Consider the following 20568-nt stretch of genomic DNA (forward strand, 5'->3'; position numbering starts at 1 on the left):
TTGTATTAAGAGGGGTGATAATTTTCATAAATTAAAAAAATGGATGTTAAGGTTTCGTGTCAAAATTCTATATGTTCGCGTATAGTAGCAGGATGTATGAATTGGGGAGAATGGGGAGCTAGTTTAACTATAGGCCAGACTCAGAAATTGATAGAAAACTGTCTTGCTATAGATGTTACTACTTTTGATCATGCAGATATTTACGGACATTATACCACAGAAACATTGTTTGGTAATGCACTTAAAAAACAACCTTCTCTTCGTGAAAAAATGCAACTTGTTACTAAATGTGGTATTAAATTAGTAACGCCTAATCGCCCTGATACTATTATTAAATCATATAATACAAGTAAAGACTATATTGTAAGCTCTGTAGAACAATCTTTACAGAATCTGAATACAGATTATATAGACCTGTTTTTGATTCATAGACCAAGTCCGCTAATGAATCCTAAAGAGATTGCAGAGGCTTTTACCAAACTCAAAAATGATGGTAAGGTATTGCATTTTGGAGTATCAAATTTTACAAAACAACAATTTGAGATGTTACATAAGTTTATTCCTTTAGTAACAAATCAGATAGAAGTCTCTCCGCTTCACTTGGATCCTTTTATAGATGGCACCTTGGATCAATGTATTGCAGATGGTATTAAACCTATGGGATATTCTACACTTGCAGGAGGGAAATTCTTTGGAAAACAGCTTGAGGATAGAGTTATAAGGATTAATAAAGTGGTTGCTATGTTGTCTGAAAAATATAATGTTATGCCTGATCAGATTCTAATATCTTGGATTATAAAACATCCTTCTGGTATTCTTCCAATTATTGGATCGACCAAAATTAGTCGTATTAAATCAGCAGTAGATGCTTTATCGATTAAAATCACCGACGAAGAATGGTTTATGATTTGGGAAGCTTCTACAGGAAAAGAAGTAGCTTAAAAGAATGTTATTTTAATTATAAGTAGTCCTTAGTTATGTGATTGACTGTCAGTTTCTTTACTCAATATACTTATAAAAGTACTTTAACTACAACTATAAATAATGTTAAAATACTTGTAAATTGCTGCAAGTTGCTGTTTTTTCCTATATATTTAGTACTGAAAATCGAACGTTTATTTACAATTTTATGTAGTATTTGTAAACCGTAACATTTAAATTCTTCACAAGTAGTTATCCCCCTAACCCCCTAACTATAAACTAATGAATAAGTATAAACTAACATGTATCGGATTAGTATTATCTATTTTTATTTATGTAACAAGCATTGTCTTAGAATTAGAATTATTTGAAAAGGTTATTGCATTATTGGCCAGTATGGAGCAATTTGAATTTGATGAATTGATAATTCCATTACTTGTGTTTTTTGTATTTCTATTTATAGATACACGACAGAATGCTAAAAAAGTAAAGATGGAAAATGCAAAACTAAATATTTATAAAGCTATGCTTTCTTCTAGCCACCATATCCTTAATAATTTTATTTATCAAATGGATATATTTAAAATTACAGCAGAAGATACTCCTGGGTTTGATGTAAAAGTTTTAGCTTTTTATGAAGAGATCATTAGTAATGCAGCTTATCAAATTAACTCTTTAAGCAACCTTACTACTATTGATGAATTTTCAATTCGAACTTCAGTAATGACTGAATCTTGATATAGAGTAGTACGAGGTTTTTTTGAATAGATTTATTTTTCAAAAAAGCTAAAGACAGATCCTCCATATTTTCTCGAATTACTAAAATATGGTGATTCCTCGAGAGAGGTATGTTTAGAATGCTCAATAATCAAGACCCCATGTTCATTTAATAATTCATTTTCAAAAACTAATGTTGCAATTTTACTAAACTGATCTGTGGTAAAATCATAAGGAGGATCAGCGAAGATGATATCTACTTTTCGTTTTACTTTTTCGAGATAGCTATAGACATCACTTTTTATGGTCTCGATAGGAGAGTCCAGTTCTTTTGCTACACTTTTGATATATCCAAGACATGCATAGTGAGAATCTACAGCAGTTACATCCTCTGTTCCTCTGGATATGAATTCATAGCTGATGTTTCCTGTTCCTGCAAAAAGATCTAAAACTGATATTTGAGAGAAGTTGTATTGATTTCTTAAGATATTAAACAACGCCTCTTTTGCCATATCAGTGGTGGGGCGTACGGGCAATTTCTTTGGTGCAGTAAGTCTTTTTCCTTTATATTTCCCTGAGATAATACGCATATTTAAAAATGACTAAGTAAAACAAAATGGTTATGAGGTTCAAAAGGTGTTACATCCTCTATGATTTGCGGCTCTTTAAGAAGGCTTCCAAAACTTATATGGCGAATATAGGTATAAGCAATATTGAAAAACTCACTATTTCTGGAAATATCTCCCAAAAAAACTAAACGGAACTCTTCTGGGTTTAATTGTAGCTGTTCTGTAGTATACAATAGATAGTATAAGAAATCTTCTTTAGTTTGATATTTATATGTATTGCTTAAAATCAGATTTCCTTTATTAATTACTATAATATCAAAAGAAGCATCGTTCATATTCGCATAAACGGTAATAGAGTCGTTGTTTTTTTCTTGAGTAAGTAAAGAATTTATTAGAATGGTACTAGAATGCTTATAGGTAAAAGAGCCAAATGTGTCAAAAAAGAAATTGTTGATGTTAGTATAAGGAATATATACTGTTACAATATTATGAGGATTTAATTCATCATATGCAATAAAATCATTTTGAAGCACCTTTGTATTAAATTTGAGATATTCATTTAATAATTTTTCACTAAATAGAGGTTTTGGAACAATGGTATATAGGTCGTTTTGATAAATTACCTCGATAGCATCAAAACCCCCTTTTAGATTTTGATTGTGATCTAGAGTATATTTGATTTTATCAAGTACTTGTACAGGAGTTAATTGTATGCCAAAAGTTTCGTGCTCTATAGATGTTATTTGATTATTAGTATTTACAGTACAAAAAGAAAGTCCATTCAAGCTTACCTGAATGGACAATGTTTTTGATGTATTATCAATTATATTATTGATCGTTTGCACCATAAGTTCTTGGCCAGTTACCAGAAGTCATTACTTCAGTCATTGATCCTACAGAAAGAAATGCTCCATTAACTTCATCCACAGATCGTACTTCTTTTTCTTGAAATAAAAGATCTTTATCTAGGTCATATAGAAGTACATCTTTAGCTACTTTAGCTTCAAAAACCGGAATTCTTAGATCATTTTTGTTGATATAACCAGCATCCATTTCAAAATTAGATTCAACACCTTTGATAGGTATTTTTATCATATTCTTATGATTGCCTGATTTGAATAAAGAATCTTTTACAGAAGCATAACCAAGTGTGTCAACAATTACTGTATCTCTCGGCTCATCAATTTTTAATATCTTATTAAATCTAATAAAACTAGAATCTCTTCTTTGGGTTAATGTAAATTTAGCAGTATCTATAAAAGCAACTAATTTAACAGGGTCTTTGGTGAATTTTCCAGTTACTGATCTGTATGCTAATTGGGCTGTACGAATATCTCTTAAATTTTCAACAGCTTTTGCATATCTAGCTTGCTTTATTTTATTGAACTTTACAGGGCCATTAACAGAATTGTATACTAAGTATCCCAAAACCCCTATAATAACCCACAGAACTAATTGAACAACAATTTTCATTTTATGATTTAGCTTTAAACATTAGTGTATACGCAAATCTACAATTTTTTTTTAATCGTAAAAGTTTATTGCCAAAAAATCATCCTTATCTTTGATTTATTAATAGAGATATGAATCATATAGACAAGTTTTTTTAATGAAGGAAAAAGAATTTTATGAATTATTAAAAGAAGACTTTCCTTTTGAACCTACTATAAAACAAGATATTGTCTTACAAAAACTATCTTATTTTGTGTTGTCAGGGGCAAAAGATTCACTTTTTTTATTAAAAGGATATGCAGGTACAGGAAAAACTACTTTGATAGGATCTTTGGTTAAAAATTTGTGGAAAGCAAAATTAAATGCTGTTTTACTTGCTCCGACAGGTCGTGCAGCTAAAGTGATTAGTAATTTTTCAGGAAAACAGGCTCAAACCATTCACAGAAATATTTATTACCCCAAAAAGACTAAAAGTGGTGGATTAGCTTTTCAGCTAAAACAAAATAAAAGTCGCAATACTGTTTTTATTGTAGATGAAGCTTCTATGATACCAGATACTCCTAGTGATAGTAAACTATTCGAAAATGGGTCTTTACTAGATGATCTAATGATGTATGTGTATTCTGGACATAATTGCAAAATTCTTTTTATTGGCGATACAGCGCAATTACCACCTGTAAAACTTGAAGTAAGCCCAGCACTTGATCCTAATAATCTTGCAATGGGATTTAATAAAGAGGTTACCCAGATAGAGCTAGACGAAGTAGTACGGCAAGCAGAAAACAGTGGTATATTAATGAACGCTACTCGACTAAGAGAAATTATTAATGATGGTTTTTATGATTCTTTTCAGTTTCAGGTATCAGGATATCCGGATATAGTTAGGTTTTTTGATGGGCATGAGATTATGGATGCATTAAATGAAGCATATTCTAGTGTAGGGCATGAAGAATCTGTGATTATACTCCGTTCTAATAAAAGGGCTAATATTTATAATCAACAGATTCGTTCGAGGATACTTTTTCAAGAAGAAGAGTTATCACCAGGTGATTATTTGATGGTGGTTAAGAATAATTATTTTTGGTTGGATAATAAAAGTGAAGCTGGTTTTATTGCTAATGGAGACATAATTAAGGTCTTAGAGATTTTTTCTATAAAAGAATTGTATGGATTTCGTTTTGCAATAGTTAATGTGAATATGGTTGATTATCCAAACCAAAAACCTTTTGAGACCGTTTTGTTGTTAGATACGTTAACATCAGAAACTCCATCTTTATCATATGAAGAATCAAATAAATTGTATCAAGAAGTATTAAAAGATTTTGAAGATGAGAAATCTAAGTACAAACGATTTATGGGAGTAAAGAATAATAAATTTTTTAATAGCTTACAGGTTAAATTCTCTTATGCTATTACATGTCATAAATCACAAGGAGGGCAATGGGATAATGTCTTTATAGAACAGCCTTATCTTCCAGATGGGATTAACAAGGACTATTTAAGATGGTTGTATACGGCAGTTACCAGAGCTAAGAAAAAATTATATTTAATTGGGTTTAAGGATGATTTTTTTATTGAAAACTAAGATCAGTAAAAAAAAATATCAGATGTTTTAAGACTTTTTGTGATATAAAATATATGGTTGGCCCGAAAATTGATTTAAAAAAGTTATTTTTGCAATTCTAGAAAAGCAACAGATTTTGAACAAAAATACTTTAAAAACTATCGCAATGATACCTGCGAGATATGCTGCCACGCGATTTCCTGGCAAGCTAATGCAGGATCTCGAAGGAAAAAGCGTTATAAGAAGAACATACGAAGCAACCCTAAACTCAGGACTTTTTGATGCTGTGTATGTAGTTACCGATAGCGATGTTATTTATAAAGAAATTACTTCTCATGGTGGTGTGGCTATTATGAGTAAGAAAGAACACAGCTGTGGTAGTGATAGAATAGCCGAAGCAGTCGAAGAGATGGATGTCGATATTGTAGTAAATGTACAAGGAGATGAACCTTTTACCGATAGAGAGAGCTTAGAGAAAGTATTAAGTGTATTTTATCAAGAAGACTCTGATCGCATAGATTTAGCTAGTTTAATGACACCGATGGATGACTGGGATGATATTATGAATCCCAATAGTGTAAAGGTTATTGTAGATGAAAATAATTATGCATTATATTTTTCTCGAGCACCTATACCATACCCAAGAGATAAAGAAATAGATCATGTTTACCATAAGCACAAAGGTGTTTATGCATTTAAGAAACAAGCTATTTTAGATTTTTACCGTTTACCAATGCGTTCTTTAGAAGCATCAGAGAAAATAGAATGCATTCGCTATCTTGAATATGGTAAAAATATTAAAATGGTGGAAACGCACCACGAAGGTGTGGAAATTGATACCCCGGAAGATTTAGAAAGAGCAAAAAGAATAATTAATAAAGAAAATCTATTGAATCCAAAATCTATAATTACTCCAGAAGAATCTACTTCTATGCATAAGAATTTCCCAATGGTGCCGAAAGTGGTATTTGGGAGAGGAGCTTTTAATCAGATTGGTGGTATTATTGCGCCTGAACGAAACGGTGTTGCTCCTTTTATCTTTTTGGTAGATGATGTTTTTAAGAACAATACCTCATTTATTGAGGATAGAATACCATTATCTTATACCGATGAGATTGTCTATGTATCAACTGTTGAAGAACCCAAGACATCTCAGGTAGATAAGATAGTTTCTAAAATAAGAAATGATTATCAGTATGTTCCAAGTGGAATTATTGGAATAGGAGGAGGCTCTATTTTGGATTTGTCTAAGGCTGTAGCAATCATGCTTACCAATCCAGGAAGTGCTGCAGATTACCAAGGATGGGATCTGGTAAAAAATAAAGCTGTATTTCATGTAGGGATTCCAACCATCTCAGGAACAGGGGCAGAAGTGTCTCGCACTACTGTACTTACAGGACCCGAACGTAAATTAGGAATCAATTCTGATTTTACGCCCTTTGATCAGGTTGTATTAGATCCAGAATTAATAAAAGATGTTCCTAAAGATCAGTGGTTCTATACAGGTATGGATTGTTATATTCACTGTATAGAGTCGTTAGATGGAACGTATTTAAATGCATTTAGCCAGAGCTATGGTGAAAAAGCTTTAGATTTATGTAAAGAGATTTTCCTGGAAAATAGCCTAAGTAAAGAAGAAGTAGATGCAAAATTAATGATGGCTTCCTGGCATGGCGGAATGAGTATTGCATATTCTCAGGTTGGTGTTGCTCACGCTATGAGTTATGGACTAGCATATGTGCTAGGAACAAAGCATGGGATAGGTAACTGTATAGTATTTGATAAATTAGAAAAATATTATCCTGAAGGTGTAGCTGTATTCAAAAAAATGAAAGAATTTCATAATATTAGTTTACCCACAGGAGTTTGTGCTAATGTAACCGAAGATCAATTAGATGTTATGACCAGAGTCGCACTAAGCTTAGAACCACTTTGGGAAAATGCTTTGGGGTACAATTGGAAATCTAAAATAAATGCTGATATACTGAAAGAACTATATCGTTCTTTGTAAACCGCTTTTCAATCTTTTATTTTCATGCGATACTTTTCTTCCTTCATATATTATAAAATTATGGGTTGGAAGTTTATCGGTGATTTCAGTGCTGATACTATAAAAAAGTGTGTTGTTGTTGTTGTGCCTCATACAAGTTGGCACGATTTCTATATAGGCCTTTTAATACGTCAATTAGCTGGAATTAAGATAAGCTTTTTAGGTAAAAAAGAACTTTTTAGATGGCCACTGGGCTGGTATCTAAGAAGAGTAGGAGGAATTTCTTTGGATAGAACTCCTGGTCAGAATAAGGTTGAAGCTATTGCAGAGATATTTAAAAAAAGGGATGAATTGCGTTTGACCATTGCTCCAGAAGGAACAAGGAAAAAAGTTAAAGAGTGGAAAACAGGATTTTACCATATCGCCAAAGCAGCAAATGTTCCTGTTATTATGGTAGCTTTTGATTTTGGAAAAAAACAATGTGTGGTTTCTGATCCTTTTTATCCCACAGAGGATATTAAAAAAGATTTTGAGTATATGTATAGTTTCTTTGTAGGAGTTAAGGGTAAAGTTCCTGAAAATAGTTTTGATGGAACTTAAAACTCACGAGTTTTTTCTTCTGGAATAACTTCTTTAGATTTTCCCTTTGCGTTTCCTGTACCAAAAATAAGCTCTGTACTAGAAAAAGTAGAACCAAAAGTCTTTGCTGCATAATATACTTGTGATATAGCACTGTTTACCTGCTCCTCGGTAAGTTCTTTTAAAGGATGAATATAAACTGACCATAAAATTTTATTGGTGATCGCATATTTTACATCAAGAGCAGAGTGAAAATTAGCAGTCATTGCATCAAGTAATACATCTTTATCAAGATTATCTGATGCTGTAATAGGAGAAATAATTCTCATTCGATTATTGGTTTCATCAGTAACACAAAGCATTGGAGTCTCTTTGTATATAAATTTCCAGTTACCGGGAATACCATTTAGAGTATCTGCATTTTGTTTGATAATTAACTCTAGTTTGTCATTATCCATATGTTGAGCTTGTAATGTGCTCACAAATAAAAATAGAAGAAGTACGGCTAATCTTTTCATAGCTTATATTTTATCTATAGTCGCGGTATTACACTAAACATAACAAAAAAAGAGCTTAGCGTAACAGCTGAGCTCTTTTTTTGTTATGATAACTGAGAAATATCTTTATTCTTCAGAAGAAGATTCTTCCATAGTATGATAGACGTTCTGAACGTCATCATCTTCTTCTATTTTTTCCAGTAACTTTTCTACGTCTGCAGCTTGCTCTGGAGTTATTTTTTTGGTTACCTGCGGTATACGTTCAAATCCAGAGGATAGAATTTCGATTTCGCGACTTTCTAATTCTTTTTGTATTGTTCCAAAACTTCCAAAAGGAGCGTAAATTAAGATTCCATCATCATCCTTAAAAACTTCTTCTGCTCCAAAATCAATAAATTCGAGTTCGAGTTCTTCCGGATCTAGCCCTTCACTATTAATTCTAAAATTACAGGTGTGGTCAAACATAAATTCTACAGAACCTGATGTTCCCAGATTACCCTCACACTTGTTAAAATAGGATCGTATATTAGCAACCGTTCTATTGTTGTTATCTGTAGCTGTTTCTACCAGAATAGCAATTCCGTGAGGAGCATATCCTTCAAAAAGAACTTCTTTATAGTCACCTTGATCTTTATCAGATGCCTTTTTAATTGCTCTTTCGATATTATCTTTTGGCATGTTCACAGATTTGGCATTCTGGATCACTGCTCTTAGACGAGAGTTAGAAGCTGGGTCAGGACCACCTTCTTTTACAGCCATTACAATATCTTTACCAATTCGAGTAAACGCTTTTGCCATTGCTGACCAGCGTTTCATCTTACGTGCTTTTCTAAATTCAAAAGCTCTTCCCATATGCTAATTTTAAAATCTAAATACAAACATAAGTAGAAACCAAGTGTTTGACAAATGTTTGTGTATGATCAATTTTGATACGCCTAAAGTACCAAAATTCAAAAAGTAAAACAAGAAGTTTTGACCTTAGAATTTGATATTTATTTTTTGATTATAAATAAGTTTAACCCTTATTCTCCTTCGATAATATTATCTATAGTTTTTGCTAGTTTAAAATCATTTTCTGTAATACCACCAGCGTCATGGGTAGAAAGACTAATGTGTAACTTATTATAAACATTTGACCAGTCGGGATGATGTTGTTGTGCTTCTGCTTCAAAAGCAATACGAGTCATTACAGAGAATGCATCTTTAAAATCGTTAAATTCAAAAGTGGTATGAAGAGCATTATCATGGTATTCCCAACCATCTATATCGTTTAGTTTTTCTTTTATGTCAGATTCTGATAATTTTACCATTAGTATTGTATTAGTTAGTTGTGAATTAATTGATGTTTATTTTTGATTCGTAAGTCCTAATTCGTCACGTAAGACTTCATCTTTATTACTGTTTTTACCCCAATATGCAGATTTAATACTTTTGATTTTAGTTGCTTTTGTAGTAAGCTTCTTTGCATTGGGTCCAAACCCACTTTTATAGGTTTCTGTCCAATGCTCAATTTCATACGGAAAAGAGGCATTAAAAGTAATACTGATACTTCTATCAAGTTCGGGATATTCTATAGTGTATGTATTCGTATTAGTTTCTTTTTGTATAGATGCCTTAGCCGAGTATGCTTTAATATCTTTATGTCTTAATCTACAATACTCAAAAGAAGGGATAATTTGTAAATCTCCTTGTGGCAATGCTTCTGGATTGATTCTGATTTTAGTCCAAAGTTCATTTTCTAAAATAGCTTTGTCTAATTTAAAATCCTGATCTGCTTCACTTTCAAAGTAAGAATGGGAGGTAATCTCGAATTGTTTTTTGTTATTTAATTGCGCGTATACGTGACCACACCATTCTTGCATCGAATTAGATATTTTAATGGCATGTTGATTATCTGCCACCGGATAAAATGTACTCTGCATAACCGAATATGGGTAAATTCCCGTATTAAATTTTTTGGTAGCATTAAGTTTTAAAACAGGTATGTTACTTGTATTTTGACGATCTGCTTTCACCTGTTTTTTAGGTAAAAAATCCTCAGTAACATAAATTAGTACTGCTGTCCCTTTTCTCATTTCGCCATATCGTGCTTGTTCTAGTTGATATGATGATATTTCTGCTTTACCAGCATACCAGTACTTTTTAAAATCTTCAGAAAGAGTTTTTGCAGGAGATGCCTTTTCTTTGGTTACTTCTTTAATTATAGGAAGGTTAGATGCTTTATCTGCTTTAATATTGCTACAGGCAATAAAGACTAATACGCTTAATAATGCGAACAGTGATATTAACTTTTTCATGATAAATTTATTTATATAGCAAATTACAATAAACCTAGGATTTAGCAAGTACTGTTAACGTTTCATAAACAAGGTGCGTGGGAAGTCCCATGACATTAAAATGACTCCCTTCTATATTTGATATTCCAATAAAACCAATCCATTCTTGTATACCATAGGCTCCTGCTTTATCCAGAGGCTTATAGGTCTGTACATAATATTCAATTTCTTCTGCAGATAGCTCTTTAAAAGTTACTTTGGTGGTTTGATGTACTACAATAGTCTGATTGATTGTTTTAAAACACACCGAAGTAATAACCTCATGAGTATCTCCAGATAGGGAATTAATCATTTTTGAGGCATCTTCCAGATTTTTTGGTTTACCCAAAGCTTTATTATTATGCCAAACAATAGTATCACTAGTGATTAAAATATCTTTTGGATGCAAATCTGTAAATGCATTTGCTTTAAGCTTAGCCAGATAATCCGAAATTTCTTCGGCTTTAAGGTGATTTGGGTATATTTCTTCAACTTCTTTTAATTGTATTGTGAAATTTAGGTCCAAATCCTTAAAAAACTTTTGCCTTCTAGGAGAGCCAGATGCAAGAATTATATTTTTACTTTTTAATGTATCTTTTAACATAATACTATACTAAAACAAATTGATAAAATAATAGCGAGATAGATGCTACAAATAAAATGATCTTTAAAAGCAATGATAATCTGGTAAGTTGCCTATCTGATTCTGCACTAAAGCTTTTAATCATAAAATAGAGTAGTGGAGCAACAATAAGCATCAATACAAAAATAACAGCATTGCTATTTGAAAAAAGATAAGTGTATATATAATAAACAATAGAAAAAATTGGGAGCAATGTTAATATCCCAATTAATTTTGTTGTTCGATTTTTACCTAAAACTATTGGGATGGTTCTGATCCCGATATTATGATCTCTATCTATATATAAACAATCTTTCACGAGTTCTCTTAATAACACAATCATAAATGCAAATATTGAGTAATCTAAGATAATAGAAAAGATAACGGTCTGTGATGCTCTGTTTTTTTCAGTGATCGCAGGAAGAAGGTCAAAAATCCCTACAACTATCAAACTTAATGCAGCAAGCATTGCAGGAATAAAATTTTTAAGAACTAAGATTTCTTTTAAATAAGACGCATAGATATAAAATACTCCAGAAATTACGATAAATAATGCAGCAAAACCAGGTCTATCAATAAGGTTGGCCAGATAAAACCCAATAAGAACTCCTATGATATTAAAAATAATGAACAATCGATTGGCCGACTTTTCGGTTATAGAACCATACAATAAACCTTTTACACCAGTATCTTCTCGATTATAGATTTCGATAATTATATTCCCCGCAGCAGCAATACAAAATGTAGCAACCATTAGGATGGCAATACCTAAACCATTTAAAGTAATAGCAATATTAAAGGGTTCGAATAGACCATATTTAATACATAATTGAGCAAAAGCAATTATAAGTAAGTTATCAAATTTTATAAGCTTCAAATAGGATAGCATAGAAGTGATTGGTTAATTAGTCAGCAAATGTAATAATTAATACTAATTTTTGACCTATTAACATAGATACTTAAATGCCTTGTTTTTACAGTGGTGATTAGGTGTGTTAACGTTAATAGACGGTTAATGGAAGCTGATTTTATTGAATCAAAAGATGTTTACGATACTTTTGATATCATCATCAATCAAAAAACGAATAGGTTTTAAAATAAAGAATATTACATTTTTTGTTAGCGTAGCAGTTTTTTAATGCATTAGGTATTAAAAAAAATGAAAAGTTATATATCATCATAATGAAGAAAAAGATAAACATACTCATTATTACATCTATATTGACCTTATTGGCATTATCTGGGATTCAGGGGTATTTGATTTATAACACATATCAACTTAAAAAAGATGTATTTATAAAAGAAACCAAGAAGGCCGTCTCTAGAATAGATAATACTAGAGAAATGGATTCAATAGCAGAGCTTTGGTATAATCAATTAACCAAAAACCTAGTAGAATATAGAAAGAATAATCTTCTTAAAAATGAAACGATAGAACGTTTCAAACCTTTTACTGATTCGTTAAATAATATATTTAATGAATATTATAAAAAAGAAATTAGTAAGGCCAATTTGGGCTATGAGTTAAAATATAAGAAAACAATAAAGAATGTTATTATCCATGATAATAACATTTTAGATACTGTTTTTAATGCAAAAGAAGAAAGTGATTACTTTTTGTTCGGAGAAAATTTTCCTGATAAAGAAGGTAATGTAATAAGTAAAGGGAGGTGGTTTACAGAACAAGATATAGAGGATGATAGTCGTGGTGAAATTATAAAAACCCAGCTTAATCTCGAAATTCGAACAGTAGATGCTGTCAGTATTATTGGATGGAAGAGAATAGTTTTTGGTCAAATGGCAAGCCTGTTTTTATTCTCTGTTATATTATTACTATTTGTAGTTGCCTTACTTTTTTACTCGATTAAAACAGTGATTCGACAAAAGAAAATAGCCGATGTACGTGATGATTTTATAAATAATATTACACATGAGCTTAAAACTCCACTAGCAACGTTAAGTATTGCATCTAAAAGTTTAAGAAATAAAGAAACTCAAAATTCACCAGAAATATTCTCTAGTGCATTAGATATATTAGATCGACAAAATAACCGGCTACAAAAACTAATTGATCAGGTGATGAATAACACTTTAGGATCAGAAGAAATTGTTTTGAAGAAAGAAAAAATTCTGGATAATAAATATTTTAAAGAAGTAATAGAAGATTTTAAGTTATCGGTTAAAAATAAAGAAGTCGAAGTGAGTGCTAAGATAGAATTTAGAGATGTACATCTTAATATTGATAAATTTCTATTTACTACAGCACTATTTAATGTAATGGAAAATGCTGTAAAATACGGTAAAGAAAAAGTCAATATTAAAATACGAACAGAACTTAGGAAAGAAGCATACACAATTTCGATACGAGATAATGGGATCGGGATTTCTGAAAAAGAATACCATAAGATTTTTGAAAAATTCTATAGAATAACAACAGGAAATGTACATGATGTAAAAGGATTAGGTTTAGGATTGTTTTATACTAATCAAATCATTAGAGCACATCAAGGTGAAATAGATATTGAAAGTAAACCTAATGAAGGAACAATTTTTAAAATAACGATACCAACAATTTAATATATGAAACATATACTACTCGCAGAAGATGATTTTGATTTTGGAAGTATATTAAAACAATACCTCGAAATACATAGTTATAGGGTAACCTGGGCCAAGGATGGAAAAGAAGCACTATCAATATTTTCTGATGGAAAATTTGATATATGTGTTTTTGATGTAATGATGCCAAAAATGGATGGGTTTACATTAGCAGAAAAGGTAGTAGATATTGATCCCGAAATTCCATTCATATTTCTCACTGCTAAGAAAATGAAAGAAGATAAAATCAGAGGATTGAAACTAGGCGCAGATGACTACATCGTGAAACCATTTGAAGCAGATATCCTAGTACTTAAACTTCAAAATATTTTAAAACGAACACGAAAAGTTGAATCTACAGAAAATGATATTGTAAAAATCGGAAATTATGAGTTCGATATAGTTAATCATCAATTAAAATTGAATGAAGAATCACAACGATTAACCGAAAAAGAAACATTGCTAATCCAATATTTATGGGAACACAGAAATAGAATGATCAAAAGAGAAGATGTGCTTAAGGATGTTTGGGGTAATGATGATTTTTTCTCTGGTAGAAGTATGGATGTATTCATAAGTCGATTAAGAAAATATTTTAAAAAAGATAATAATATAAATATAGAAAGTGTACGTGGGGTTGGTCTCACATTTAGTATAGCTTAAATCATCAATCAAAAAACGAATAGTATGAAAACATTAATCACCATTTTGGTAAACCTTATTATAGGATTACTAACCATGAATGCCCAAACAAGCTCCACAAGTTCTTCTAAGTCATCATCAACGGTAACGATAAGTATTAGTGATGATTCAGAAGAGAAGAATTATTCTAGATCCTTTGCTATTATTGATATGGGAGAGAGTTTTAGGATCAAAATAAGATTTATGAAGTATAAGGAAAACGATGTAAAATCTTATCTGATTGATCAATTTGGAAAAGAAAATATGACCATCGAAGATGAAGCTTATTTATGGAAAAAAGAAATTGAAAATGAAGAATTGTATGAAGTAAGACTTAGGGGAAATAAATTAAGAATCAATTTAGATAAAGAACTAGCCTCGAATAAACTGATTAAGAAATTTGAAAGAATAGGCAAAGAATTAAAATCAATTACATCAAAAAACGAAAATTAAATCAATCATCATTCATTAATCAAAAAACAAAAATTATGAAAACAATTATTTGCACATTAAGCCTTGTGTTTGCTCTTTCTATGAGTAATGCCCAAACAACTTCAACTTCAAACTCTAAAGTGTCTATTAGTTATTCTAGTGATGAACCGGGAGAAGGTAATTATAAAGTTAATATTTCTATCTCTAATACAGAAGATATGTATACCTTAAAAGCTAGCTTTCCGTCATCCAAAACAGGAAAATTAAAACAATTTTTAAGAGATCATTTAACTCCTGAAATGACCAAAAATGGAACAACAGCTACCTGGAAATATAATAACAAGGGAGAAACAGGGTATGTTGTAAAATTGAAAAAAGGAAAACTAAACGTTTTTATGGATAAAAAATTTGTATCTGCCGACTTAGTCGAAGATTTTATAGATATGTTTAGTGACCTTAAAGATATCGTAAAAGAATAGCTAGATCTTTTGTAATGTTTTAATTATGAGGAATTTTATATAATATTTACAATTGCATTATGAGGACTGTTTAGTTATAAAAATAATGATTCTGATTTGACCTGAGAAAGAATTAATTACCTGATAGATCCAAAAGTAGTGTGGCAAAAAAAATATTAGAAAGATTTTGATAAGTAGTTAGTTTTTGGCCTATGTTATACTATATAAAAGATGATCTTTTTACAATAAATGCTAATGAAGCATTGAAAGAAAAAGTAAGTGAAGTCACTTATAATTGTAATGATTCAGATGTATTAGTTGAGTTTATTCTCATAATTGATACTGTGAATTTTATATAAATACGTCTTATAAAGCTTAAATATTTTGGCAATAGAATAAAAAATACCAAGAGGATATCGAGTGATATTGGATTGATGGAATAAAATATAGCTGATGTTACTATAGATATGGTTGACAACGGTTATTCATGAAATCTATGTTTGTATAGTTACCAGATAATTGTATTTTTGAACGTTTCATAACTTTTTATTATGACCAAAAAAAATATTACAACTTAATTTACCAAATATAAATATATACAAATGAGATATTTTTCACTAATCATCCTCTTGTTTTTAACAATACAATCCGGGTTTACACAAATAAGAAACAAATACTCGATTTCATTCGATAATGCAGAACATCATGAAGCAAATGTAACTGCAACCTTTACAAGTTTACAGAGTGGTACTGTTTCTTTGAAGATGAGCAGAACATCACCAGGGAGATACGCGTTACATGAATTTGCTAAAAATGTTTACAATGTAAAAATTACTGATAGCAAAGGTAAAAATGTAACGGTTACCAGGCCTAATTTACATCAATGGGATGTTACGGGACATGATGGGACTATACATGTGTATTATACTTTGTTTGCAGATAGAGGTGATGGTACATATTCTCAAATTGATGAAACTCATGCTTTAATTAATAATCCAGCTACTTTCATGTATGTTTCTAGTTTAAAAGAGAGACCTATTGAGGTTTTATATGTAACTAGAGAAGATCTCGGCTGGAAAATAGCCACTCAATTAACTCCTCAGGGAAGTAATAGTTTTCTTGCACCTAACTTACATTTTTTTATGGACAGTCCAGCTTTGTTAAGCAATCATGTTGTTAAAGAATATAAAGTTGGTTCTGGGGATAAAGAGTATCTTATTAAAATGGCTTTACAGCATAATGGTACCGATCAAGAGGCTAATGTTTTTTTTGATCAAGTAAAAAAGATTGTAGAAGAAGAAAAGAAAGTATTTGGTGATTATCCTAGTTTTGAAAATAACGAATATACATTTTTAGCTTGTTTTATGCCGCAGGTGTCCAGAGATGGGATGGAACATCGAAATTCTACTGTTATAACAAATCCTAAAAGTATTGCAAATGGAGGCATGAAGGATAATATTAGCACATTTGCTCATGAGTTTTTTCATGCATGGAATGTAGAGCGTATACGTCCTTTGGCTTTAGAGCCTTTTGATTTTGATAAAGCCAATCTTTGTGATGAATTGTGGTTTGCAGAAGGAGTCACAAGTTATTATACAAATTTATCCTTATGTCGATCAGGTATTATTAGTCAGGAAGAATATATAACACGTTTAACCAAAACTTATAATGAAGTTTGGAATTCACCAGCGCTGAAATACTATAACCCTAGAGAAATGAGTCGTAAGGCTCCTTTTGTAGATGCTGCTACTACTGTAGATCCTGTTCATAGAGGAAACACCTATGTTTCTTACTATTCTTATGGTAATATGTTAGGACTGGCAATGGATTTAGCCTTAAGAGATGAGAAAAATGATCTTAACCTGGATGATTTTATGAAGCTATTTTGGACAAAGTACGGTAAAACTGAAATTCCTTATACAACAGATAATCTATTTATTACTCTAAGAGAGTATGCAGGAACATCATTTGCAGATAAATTTTTCTCTAAATATATTAATGGTAGTGAAGTACCAGACTTTAAAAAATTATTGGGCTCTGTTGCAATTTATCTTAAATCTGAAAAAGATCCTTATATAGGAGCAGAAATCGAATTCACAAAAAATGGTTTGGCTAGAATATCAGAATATACCAAACAAGGTACACCAGCGTATGAAGCAGGTTTGGAGAAAGAAGATATTATCATTTCTATAGGTAATAAATCTTTTTCTGATTTAGAACAATATCATGAAGTGGTTAACAAAAATAAATCCAGTAAAAAAGTAATTCTAAAATTTAAAAGAAACGGAAAAGATCGATCTACTTATGTGAAAATAGGAGAAGACCCTAAAGTAATACTTACAGAATATTCTAAACCTAACGAAAAAGCATTACAAAGACGTAAAGATTGGCTTGGTGGTGAGTAGTAGCTAGTATTTTTTTATAAGATATAAAAAAAGCTTCAGAATAGTAATCGTGCTATTCTGAAGCTTTTTTTAGTTATCGTCTTAACGCATCCAGATATCGGTTTGCTTTCTCAAGTTCTTGATTTACCCGTTCTAATTCTTCCTCGTATTCGTCTAATTGAGCATCCACATCTTCAAACTCTTTTAGTTTTGTTTTTAGTCCTTGTAAGTCTACAAAAGACTTCACAATACTATTATACATATTGTATCTGTATGTTGAATCCTCTTCAGGAATAGATTTTTGCAAATCCACAATTTTAGAGTTTATAAGTGCATTAATGTACTGTATATTTTGTCCTGGAGTGTCTAAAGAATCCAATAGTGATCGTATTGCAAACATCTCACTAGAAAATTTCTCTTGAAACTGTATTTCTGTTTTTATAGACTTGGATTGTTCTCTTAGTACAGAATTTTCTTTTAAGGGAACTCTATCAAAATCAAAAAAGAAAGCAAGTACAATTAGAGTTACGGTAAAAATAAATAACAACGAAAATTTTAATATACTATTTCTTCTTTCTTTACTGTTTTTTGGTTTCATTTTATGTTTTTATAAGTTGTTATTTTTAATCAAGTAGAAAACTTCTTCTGTTTTTAACATCTTGTTTGGCAAGAACTTCTTCTTTTACAAAGATGTTTGAATCTGTTTTTTTACCTATGTAATCTAATTCGTTTAATTTTTTGAAAAGAGATAACATTAATTTTGTATAGTTTGAAACATGATTTAATGATGTATTGATATCTGTATGTATATATTGTAACTCAATCATTTCTATCAAAGTATTTTCAAAAGCTCCTTGGTTGAGGTCGCACCAATCTGATAAATAATTCAATAGCTCTTCTTTTCCTGTGCCTGCATAGATATCCAGATTATTTTTAATGACTCTTGCCATAGAAATAAGCTTACAGATCATCGATATTGGAGGTGCTTGTTTGTCATTAATACGGTACTCTGGTAATACACCTCCTAAATATTGAAGAGTGTTTTGACAAAGCGTTAATACCATTTTTGCAAGATCATTGGATTGTTTTTTCTGATAGATTTTTTGTATTATATTCATTGAGTACTTTTCTATTGCATTAAAAAAAGTACCAATCTCAGAATAGGTGTATAAAAGATCTTGATGGCTAAGAATAGATGTGCAAGGCGGTATAAAATCTTCTGCAAGATAAGGAGTGGATCCTTCTTCAAACATTATTTTACCTATAGTGATATGATAATCGCCAAATTCCTCAGCATTAACTTCGCTTTTTTCTACAATACTAAGTTTGTATTCTGGTAATACATAAGGGTGGCGAGGAGGTTCTTCTTCAGGATCAGAGTCGCCTATTGGTATCCTTACATATGGATTAACACTTAAAACTACATAACATTCCTCTTCAACACCACCAATAGGGAAATTTGTAGTAATAAGGCTCCCCTCGTTTTCAAGAAATGATGATATTTCTGGAGTAATATATATAAGATGTCCACCAGATGTAATTGCTCTGCACTTAACAAGTTGTATTTTGATAGTTTCCTGACCGTCCATAGAAAAAATCATCTTTACAGCTTCTTCTGATCCTAAATCTGGTAACAAACCATAATTATTAGTGTTTAATCCTCGTGCACTAATTACCTTAGAAAATTGGAAAAGGGCATTTTCCATATCAATAAAACGATTTTTATTGATTTTCATTCCATCAACCCAGTTAACCCTATAGTAATTATTATCTTCTTTTTTCATTTTTTTAAAATAAACCAGTTTTAGAATATTGTATTGTAATATATTCTATGCAATTATTTTTCTTATTTCTAAATATTTCAAGCTCTTTTATTTTGATTCGTTTACCTTTTATTTTTTCACAAAATTCAATAAACGTTGTTCTTTTTCCTCTTGCTGTCATTTGTAATTGCAAATTATCACATAAGTACTTGCTGAAATCTTTTGCACTTGCTTTTTTATTAGAAACAGCCATTATTTTTGATGCAAAATTACTATCCTTAATATCAGGAGCTCTAAATTCTGTCTTTGGTTCATTTTTTATAGCATCCTTTGGTGCATATTTAATTGTTGAGGAAGATTCTTTAGGCCTTCTAATTCGCTTTTTAGGAGCATTAACTTTTTTATTGCTAGGTAAAACTTTTATTTTTTTTCTTGTAGCATACCTATTATCATCATTTACAATTAGTGTAATAGTTTTTAAACCAGGAGACTCATAAATATATTGTGGGTTTTTTTTGATAGAATTTACTCTTGCTGTTTCTCCAAACCTCCATTCCCATTTATGGGCATCCTTGGTGTTATCTTTAAGTCGTAATACTTCACCAACTTTTATTGAAGCTGGGGCTTTAAAATTTGCCAGTTTAGTTGAATCTAGAATAAAAACTTTCTCTTTTATGATAATTGTTTTTATTCCTTCACATTGACCATTAATTTTTAACTTAATATTGTATTGTCCAGGATTTTCAAAAGTATGAAAAGGAGATAAACCAGAGCGTGTTTTAGAGCTATCTCCAAAATCCCATTCTCTTTTGAATGCACCTTTGGTTTTATCTTTAAACCTAATAATCTCCCCAACCCTATAGTTTTTGGCATTGATATCAAAATCTATAATTTCACAGGGAATATAGTTAACATATTTAAATGCAAAAACAGCGGCGGTAACAAAAAATGTAATGACGAAAAACAAAACAATACTTCGATCCATATAAGTATTTCTTTGTGTATTTGATGGTTTCATTTTTGTGT

At 30.8% G+C, this 20568-nt stretch carries 23 protein-coding genes and 1 pseudogene; 12 read left to right on the top strand and 12 right to left on the bottom strand.

Features of this window, described 5'->3' with window-relative positions; all coding sequences use genetic code 11:
* The first annotated feature begins 39 nt into the window (after nucleotides 1-39).
* Together ATE84_RS13480 and ATE84_RS13485 are read left to right on the top strand one after the other, a co-directional pair.
* Nucleotides 40-942 carry an aldo/keto reductase family oxidoreductase gene (locus tag ATE84_RS13480; protein WP_101448451.1) on the top strand — a complete coding sequence of 301 codons (903 nt, stop codon included), beginning with the start codon at nucleotides 40-42 and terminating at the stop codon, nucleotides 940-942.
* A 261-nt stretch (nucleotides 943-1203) separates the two neighbouring features.
* On the top strand, nucleotides 1204-1659 hold the full coding sequence (locus ATE84_RS13485) for a hypothetical protein (protein ID WP_101448452.1): 456 nt from the start codon (nucleotides 1204-1206) through the stop codon (nucleotides 1657-1659).
* 32 nt (nucleotides 1660-1691) lie between these two features.
* Here the strand turns inward: ATE84_RS13485 and rsmD are convergent, their stop codons facing one another.
* Genes rsmD through ATE84_RS13500 form a run of 3 tightly spaced genes read right to left on the bottom strand, consistent with a single transcriptional unit; the run spans nucleotide 1692 to nucleotide 3680 of the window.
* Nucleotides 1692-2228 carry a 16S rRNA (guanine(966)-N(2))-methyltransferase RsmD gene (gene rsmD / locus ATE84_RS13490; protein WP_101448453.1) on the bottom strand — a complete coding sequence of 179 codons (537 nt, stop codon included), beginning with the start codon at nucleotides 2226-2228 and terminating at the stop codon, nucleotides 1692-1694.
* Nucleotides 2229-2230: 2 nt separating this feature from the next.
* Complete coding sequence (locus ATE84_RS13495; protein ID WP_101448454.1) at nucleotides 2231-3055, bottom strand: DUF3822 family protein; 825 nt, start codon at nucleotides 3053-3055, stop codon at nucleotides 2231-2233.
* On the bottom strand, nucleotides 3036-3680 hold the full coding sequence (locus tag ATE84_RS13500) for a type II secretion system protein (protein WP_101448455.1): 645 nt from the start codon (nucleotides 3678-3680) through the stop codon (nucleotides 3036-3038). Before ATE84_RS13500 ends, ATE84_RS13495 begins: the two co-directional genes overlap by 20 nt.
* A gap of 136 nt (nucleotides 3681-3816) precedes the next feature.
* On the opposite strand from ATE84_RS13500, the gene ATE84_RS13505 reads away from it, so the two are divergent.
* The 4 genes and pseudogenes from ATE84_RS13505 to ATE84_RS13515 all read left to right on the top strand — a co-directional run bounded on the left by ATE84_RS13505 (nucleotide 3817) and on the right by ATE84_RS13515 (nucleotide 7813).
* On the top strand, nucleotides 3817-5244 hold the full coding sequence (locus ATE84_RS13505; RefSeq protein WP_101448456.1) for an ATP-dependent RecD-like DNA helicase: 1428 nt from the start codon (nucleotides 3817-3819) through the stop codon (nucleotides 5242-5244).
* Nucleotides 5245-5389: 145 nt separating this feature from the next.
* Nucleotides 5390-6094, top strand: a pseudogene (gene kdsB / locus ATE84_RS26580) (3-deoxy-manno-octulosonate cytidylyltransferase); the annotation flags it as partial.
* Nucleotides 6095-6172: 78 nt separating this feature from the next.
* Nucleotides 6173-7234 carry an iron-containing alcohol dehydrogenase family protein gene (locus tag ATE84_RS26585; RefSeq protein ID WP_233195913.1) on the top strand — a complete coding sequence of 354 codons (1062 nt, stop codon included), beginning with the start codon at nucleotides 6173-6175 and terminating at the stop codon, nucleotides 7232-7234.
* A 60-nt stretch (nucleotides 7235-7294) separates the two neighbouring features.
* Nucleotides 7295-7813 (top strand): 1-acyl-sn-glycerol-3-phosphate acyltransferase, encoded by a 519-nt coding sequence (locus ATE84_RS13515; protein WP_369828522.1) that lies wholly within the window; start codon nucleotides 7295-7297, stop codon nucleotides 7811-7813.
* On the opposite strand, the gene ATE84_RS13520 is transcribed toward ATE84_RS13515, so the two are convergent.
* The 6 genes from ATE84_RS13520 to ATE84_RS13545 all read right to left on the bottom strand — a co-directional run bounded on the left by ATE84_RS13520 (nucleotide 7810) and on the right by ATE84_RS13545 (nucleotide 12103).
* Complete coding sequence (locus ATE84_RS13520; protein WP_233195804.1) at nucleotides 7810-8310, bottom strand: hypothetical protein; 501 nt, start codon at nucleotides 8308-8310, stop codon at nucleotides 7810-7812. The genes ATE84_RS13515 and ATE84_RS13520 overlap by 4 nt on opposite strands.
* Nucleotides 8311-8415: 105 nt before the next feature.
* Nucleotides 8416-9141, bottom strand: coding sequence for a YebC/PmpR family DNA-binding transcriptional regulator (locus ATE84_RS13525; protein ID WP_101448459.1), 726 nt, complete (start codon nucleotides 9139-9141; stop codon nucleotides 8416-8418).
* Nucleotides 9142-9311: 170 nt separating this feature from the next.
* The gene (locus ATE84_RS13530; protein WP_101448460.1) at nucleotides 9312-9599 is read right to left on the bottom strand and encodes a 4a-hydroxytetrahydrobiopterin dehydratase; all 288 of its coding nucleotides are present in this window, start codon (nucleotides 9597-9599) and stop codon (nucleotides 9312-9314) included.
* A gap of 36 nt (nucleotides 9600-9635) precedes the next feature.
* Nucleotides 9636-10586, bottom strand: coding sequence for a septum formation inhibitor Maf (locus tag ATE84_RS13535; protein WP_101448461.1), 951 nt, complete (start codon nucleotides 10584-10586; stop codon nucleotides 9636-9638).
* A gap of 34 nt (nucleotides 10587-10620) precedes the next feature.
* Nucleotides 10621-11208 carry a Maf-like protein gene (locus ATE84_RS13540; protein WP_101448462.1) on the bottom strand — a complete coding sequence of 196 codons (588 nt, stop codon included), beginning with the start codon at nucleotides 11206-11208 and terminating at the stop codon, nucleotides 10621-10623.
* A 4-nt stretch (nucleotides 11209-11212) separates the two neighbouring features.
* Complete coding sequence (locus tag ATE84_RS13545) at nucleotides 11213-12103, bottom strand: geranylgeranylglycerol-phosphate geranylgeranyltransferase (protein WP_233195805.1); 891 nt, start codon at nucleotides 12101-12103, stop codon at nucleotides 11213-11215.
* A 305-nt stretch (nucleotides 12104-12408) separates the two neighbouring features.
* Between ATE84_RS13545 and ATE84_RS13550 the strand changes: the two genes are divergently transcribed.
* The 6 genes from ATE84_RS13550 to ATE84_RS13570 all read left to right on the top strand — a co-directional run bounded on the left by ATE84_RS13550 (nucleotide 12409) and on the right by ATE84_RS13570 (nucleotide 17800).
* A complete protein-coding gene (locus ATE84_RS13550; RefSeq protein WP_101448464.1) occupies nucleotides 12409-13803 on the top strand; it encodes a sensor histidine kinase KdpD in 1395 nt (464 codons plus the stop codon).
* Nucleotides 13804-13806: 3 nt separating this feature from the next.
* Nucleotides 13807-14487: a response regulator transcription factor gene (locus tag ATE84_RS13555; protein WP_101448465.1), complete on the top strand. Its 681-nt coding sequence runs from the start codon at nucleotides 13807-13809 to the stop codon at nucleotides 14485-14487.
* 24 nt (nucleotides 14488-14511) lie between these two features.
* A complete protein-coding gene (locus tag ATE84_RS13560) occupies nucleotides 14512-14958 on the top strand; it encodes a hypothetical protein (RefSeq protein WP_101448466.1) in 447 nt (148 codons plus the stop codon).
* A 35-nt stretch (nucleotides 14959-14993) separates the two neighbouring features.
* Nucleotides 14994-15416, top strand: coding sequence for a hypothetical protein (locus ATE84_RS13565; protein ID WP_101448467.1), 423 nt, complete (start codon nucleotides 14994-14996; stop codon nucleotides 15414-15416).
* A gap of 191 nt (nucleotides 15417-15607) precedes the next feature.
* A complete protein-coding gene (locus tag ATE84_RS26205; RefSeq protein ID WP_158237255.1) occupies nucleotides 15608-15754 on the top strand; it encodes a hypothetical protein in 147 nt (48 codons plus the stop codon).
* Nucleotides 15755-15997: 243 nt separating this feature from the next.
* The gene (locus ATE84_RS13570; RefSeq protein ID WP_101448468.1) at nucleotides 15998-17800 is read left to right on the top strand and encodes a M61 family metallopeptidase; all 1803 of its coding nucleotides are present in this window, start codon (nucleotides 15998-16000) and stop codon (nucleotides 17798-17800) included.
* Between the two features lie 73 nt (nucleotides 17801-17873).
* On the opposite strand, the gene tssO is transcribed toward ATE84_RS13570, so the two are convergent.
* Genes tssO through ATE84_RS13585 form a run of 3 tightly spaced genes read right to left on the bottom strand, consistent with a single transcriptional unit; the run spans nucleotide 17874 to nucleotide 20560 of the window.
* Nucleotides 17874-18377, bottom strand: coding sequence for a type VI secretion system TssO (tssO, locus tag ATE84_RS13575; protein ID WP_101448469.1), 504 nt, complete (start codon nucleotides 18375-18377; stop codon nucleotides 17874-17876).
* A 25-nt stretch (nucleotides 18378-18402) separates the two neighbouring features.
* Nucleotides 18403-19563, bottom strand: coding sequence for a hypothetical protein (locus ATE84_RS13580; RefSeq protein WP_101448470.1), 1161 nt, complete (start codon nucleotides 19561-19563; stop codon nucleotides 18403-18405).
* 4 nt (nucleotides 19564-19567) lie between these two features.
* On the bottom strand, nucleotides 19568-20560 hold the full coding sequence (locus tag ATE84_RS13585) for a PKD domain-containing protein (protein ID WP_101448471.1): 993 nt from the start codon (nucleotides 20558-20560) through the stop codon (nucleotides 19568-19570).
* Nucleotides 20561-20568 lie beyond the last annotated feature (8 nt).

Origin of the sequence: Aquimarina sp. MAR_2010_214 (assembly GCF_002846555.1) — a bacterium.
Lineage (GTDB): Bacteria > Bacteroidota > Bacteroidia > Flavobacteriales > Flavobacteriaceae > Aquimarina.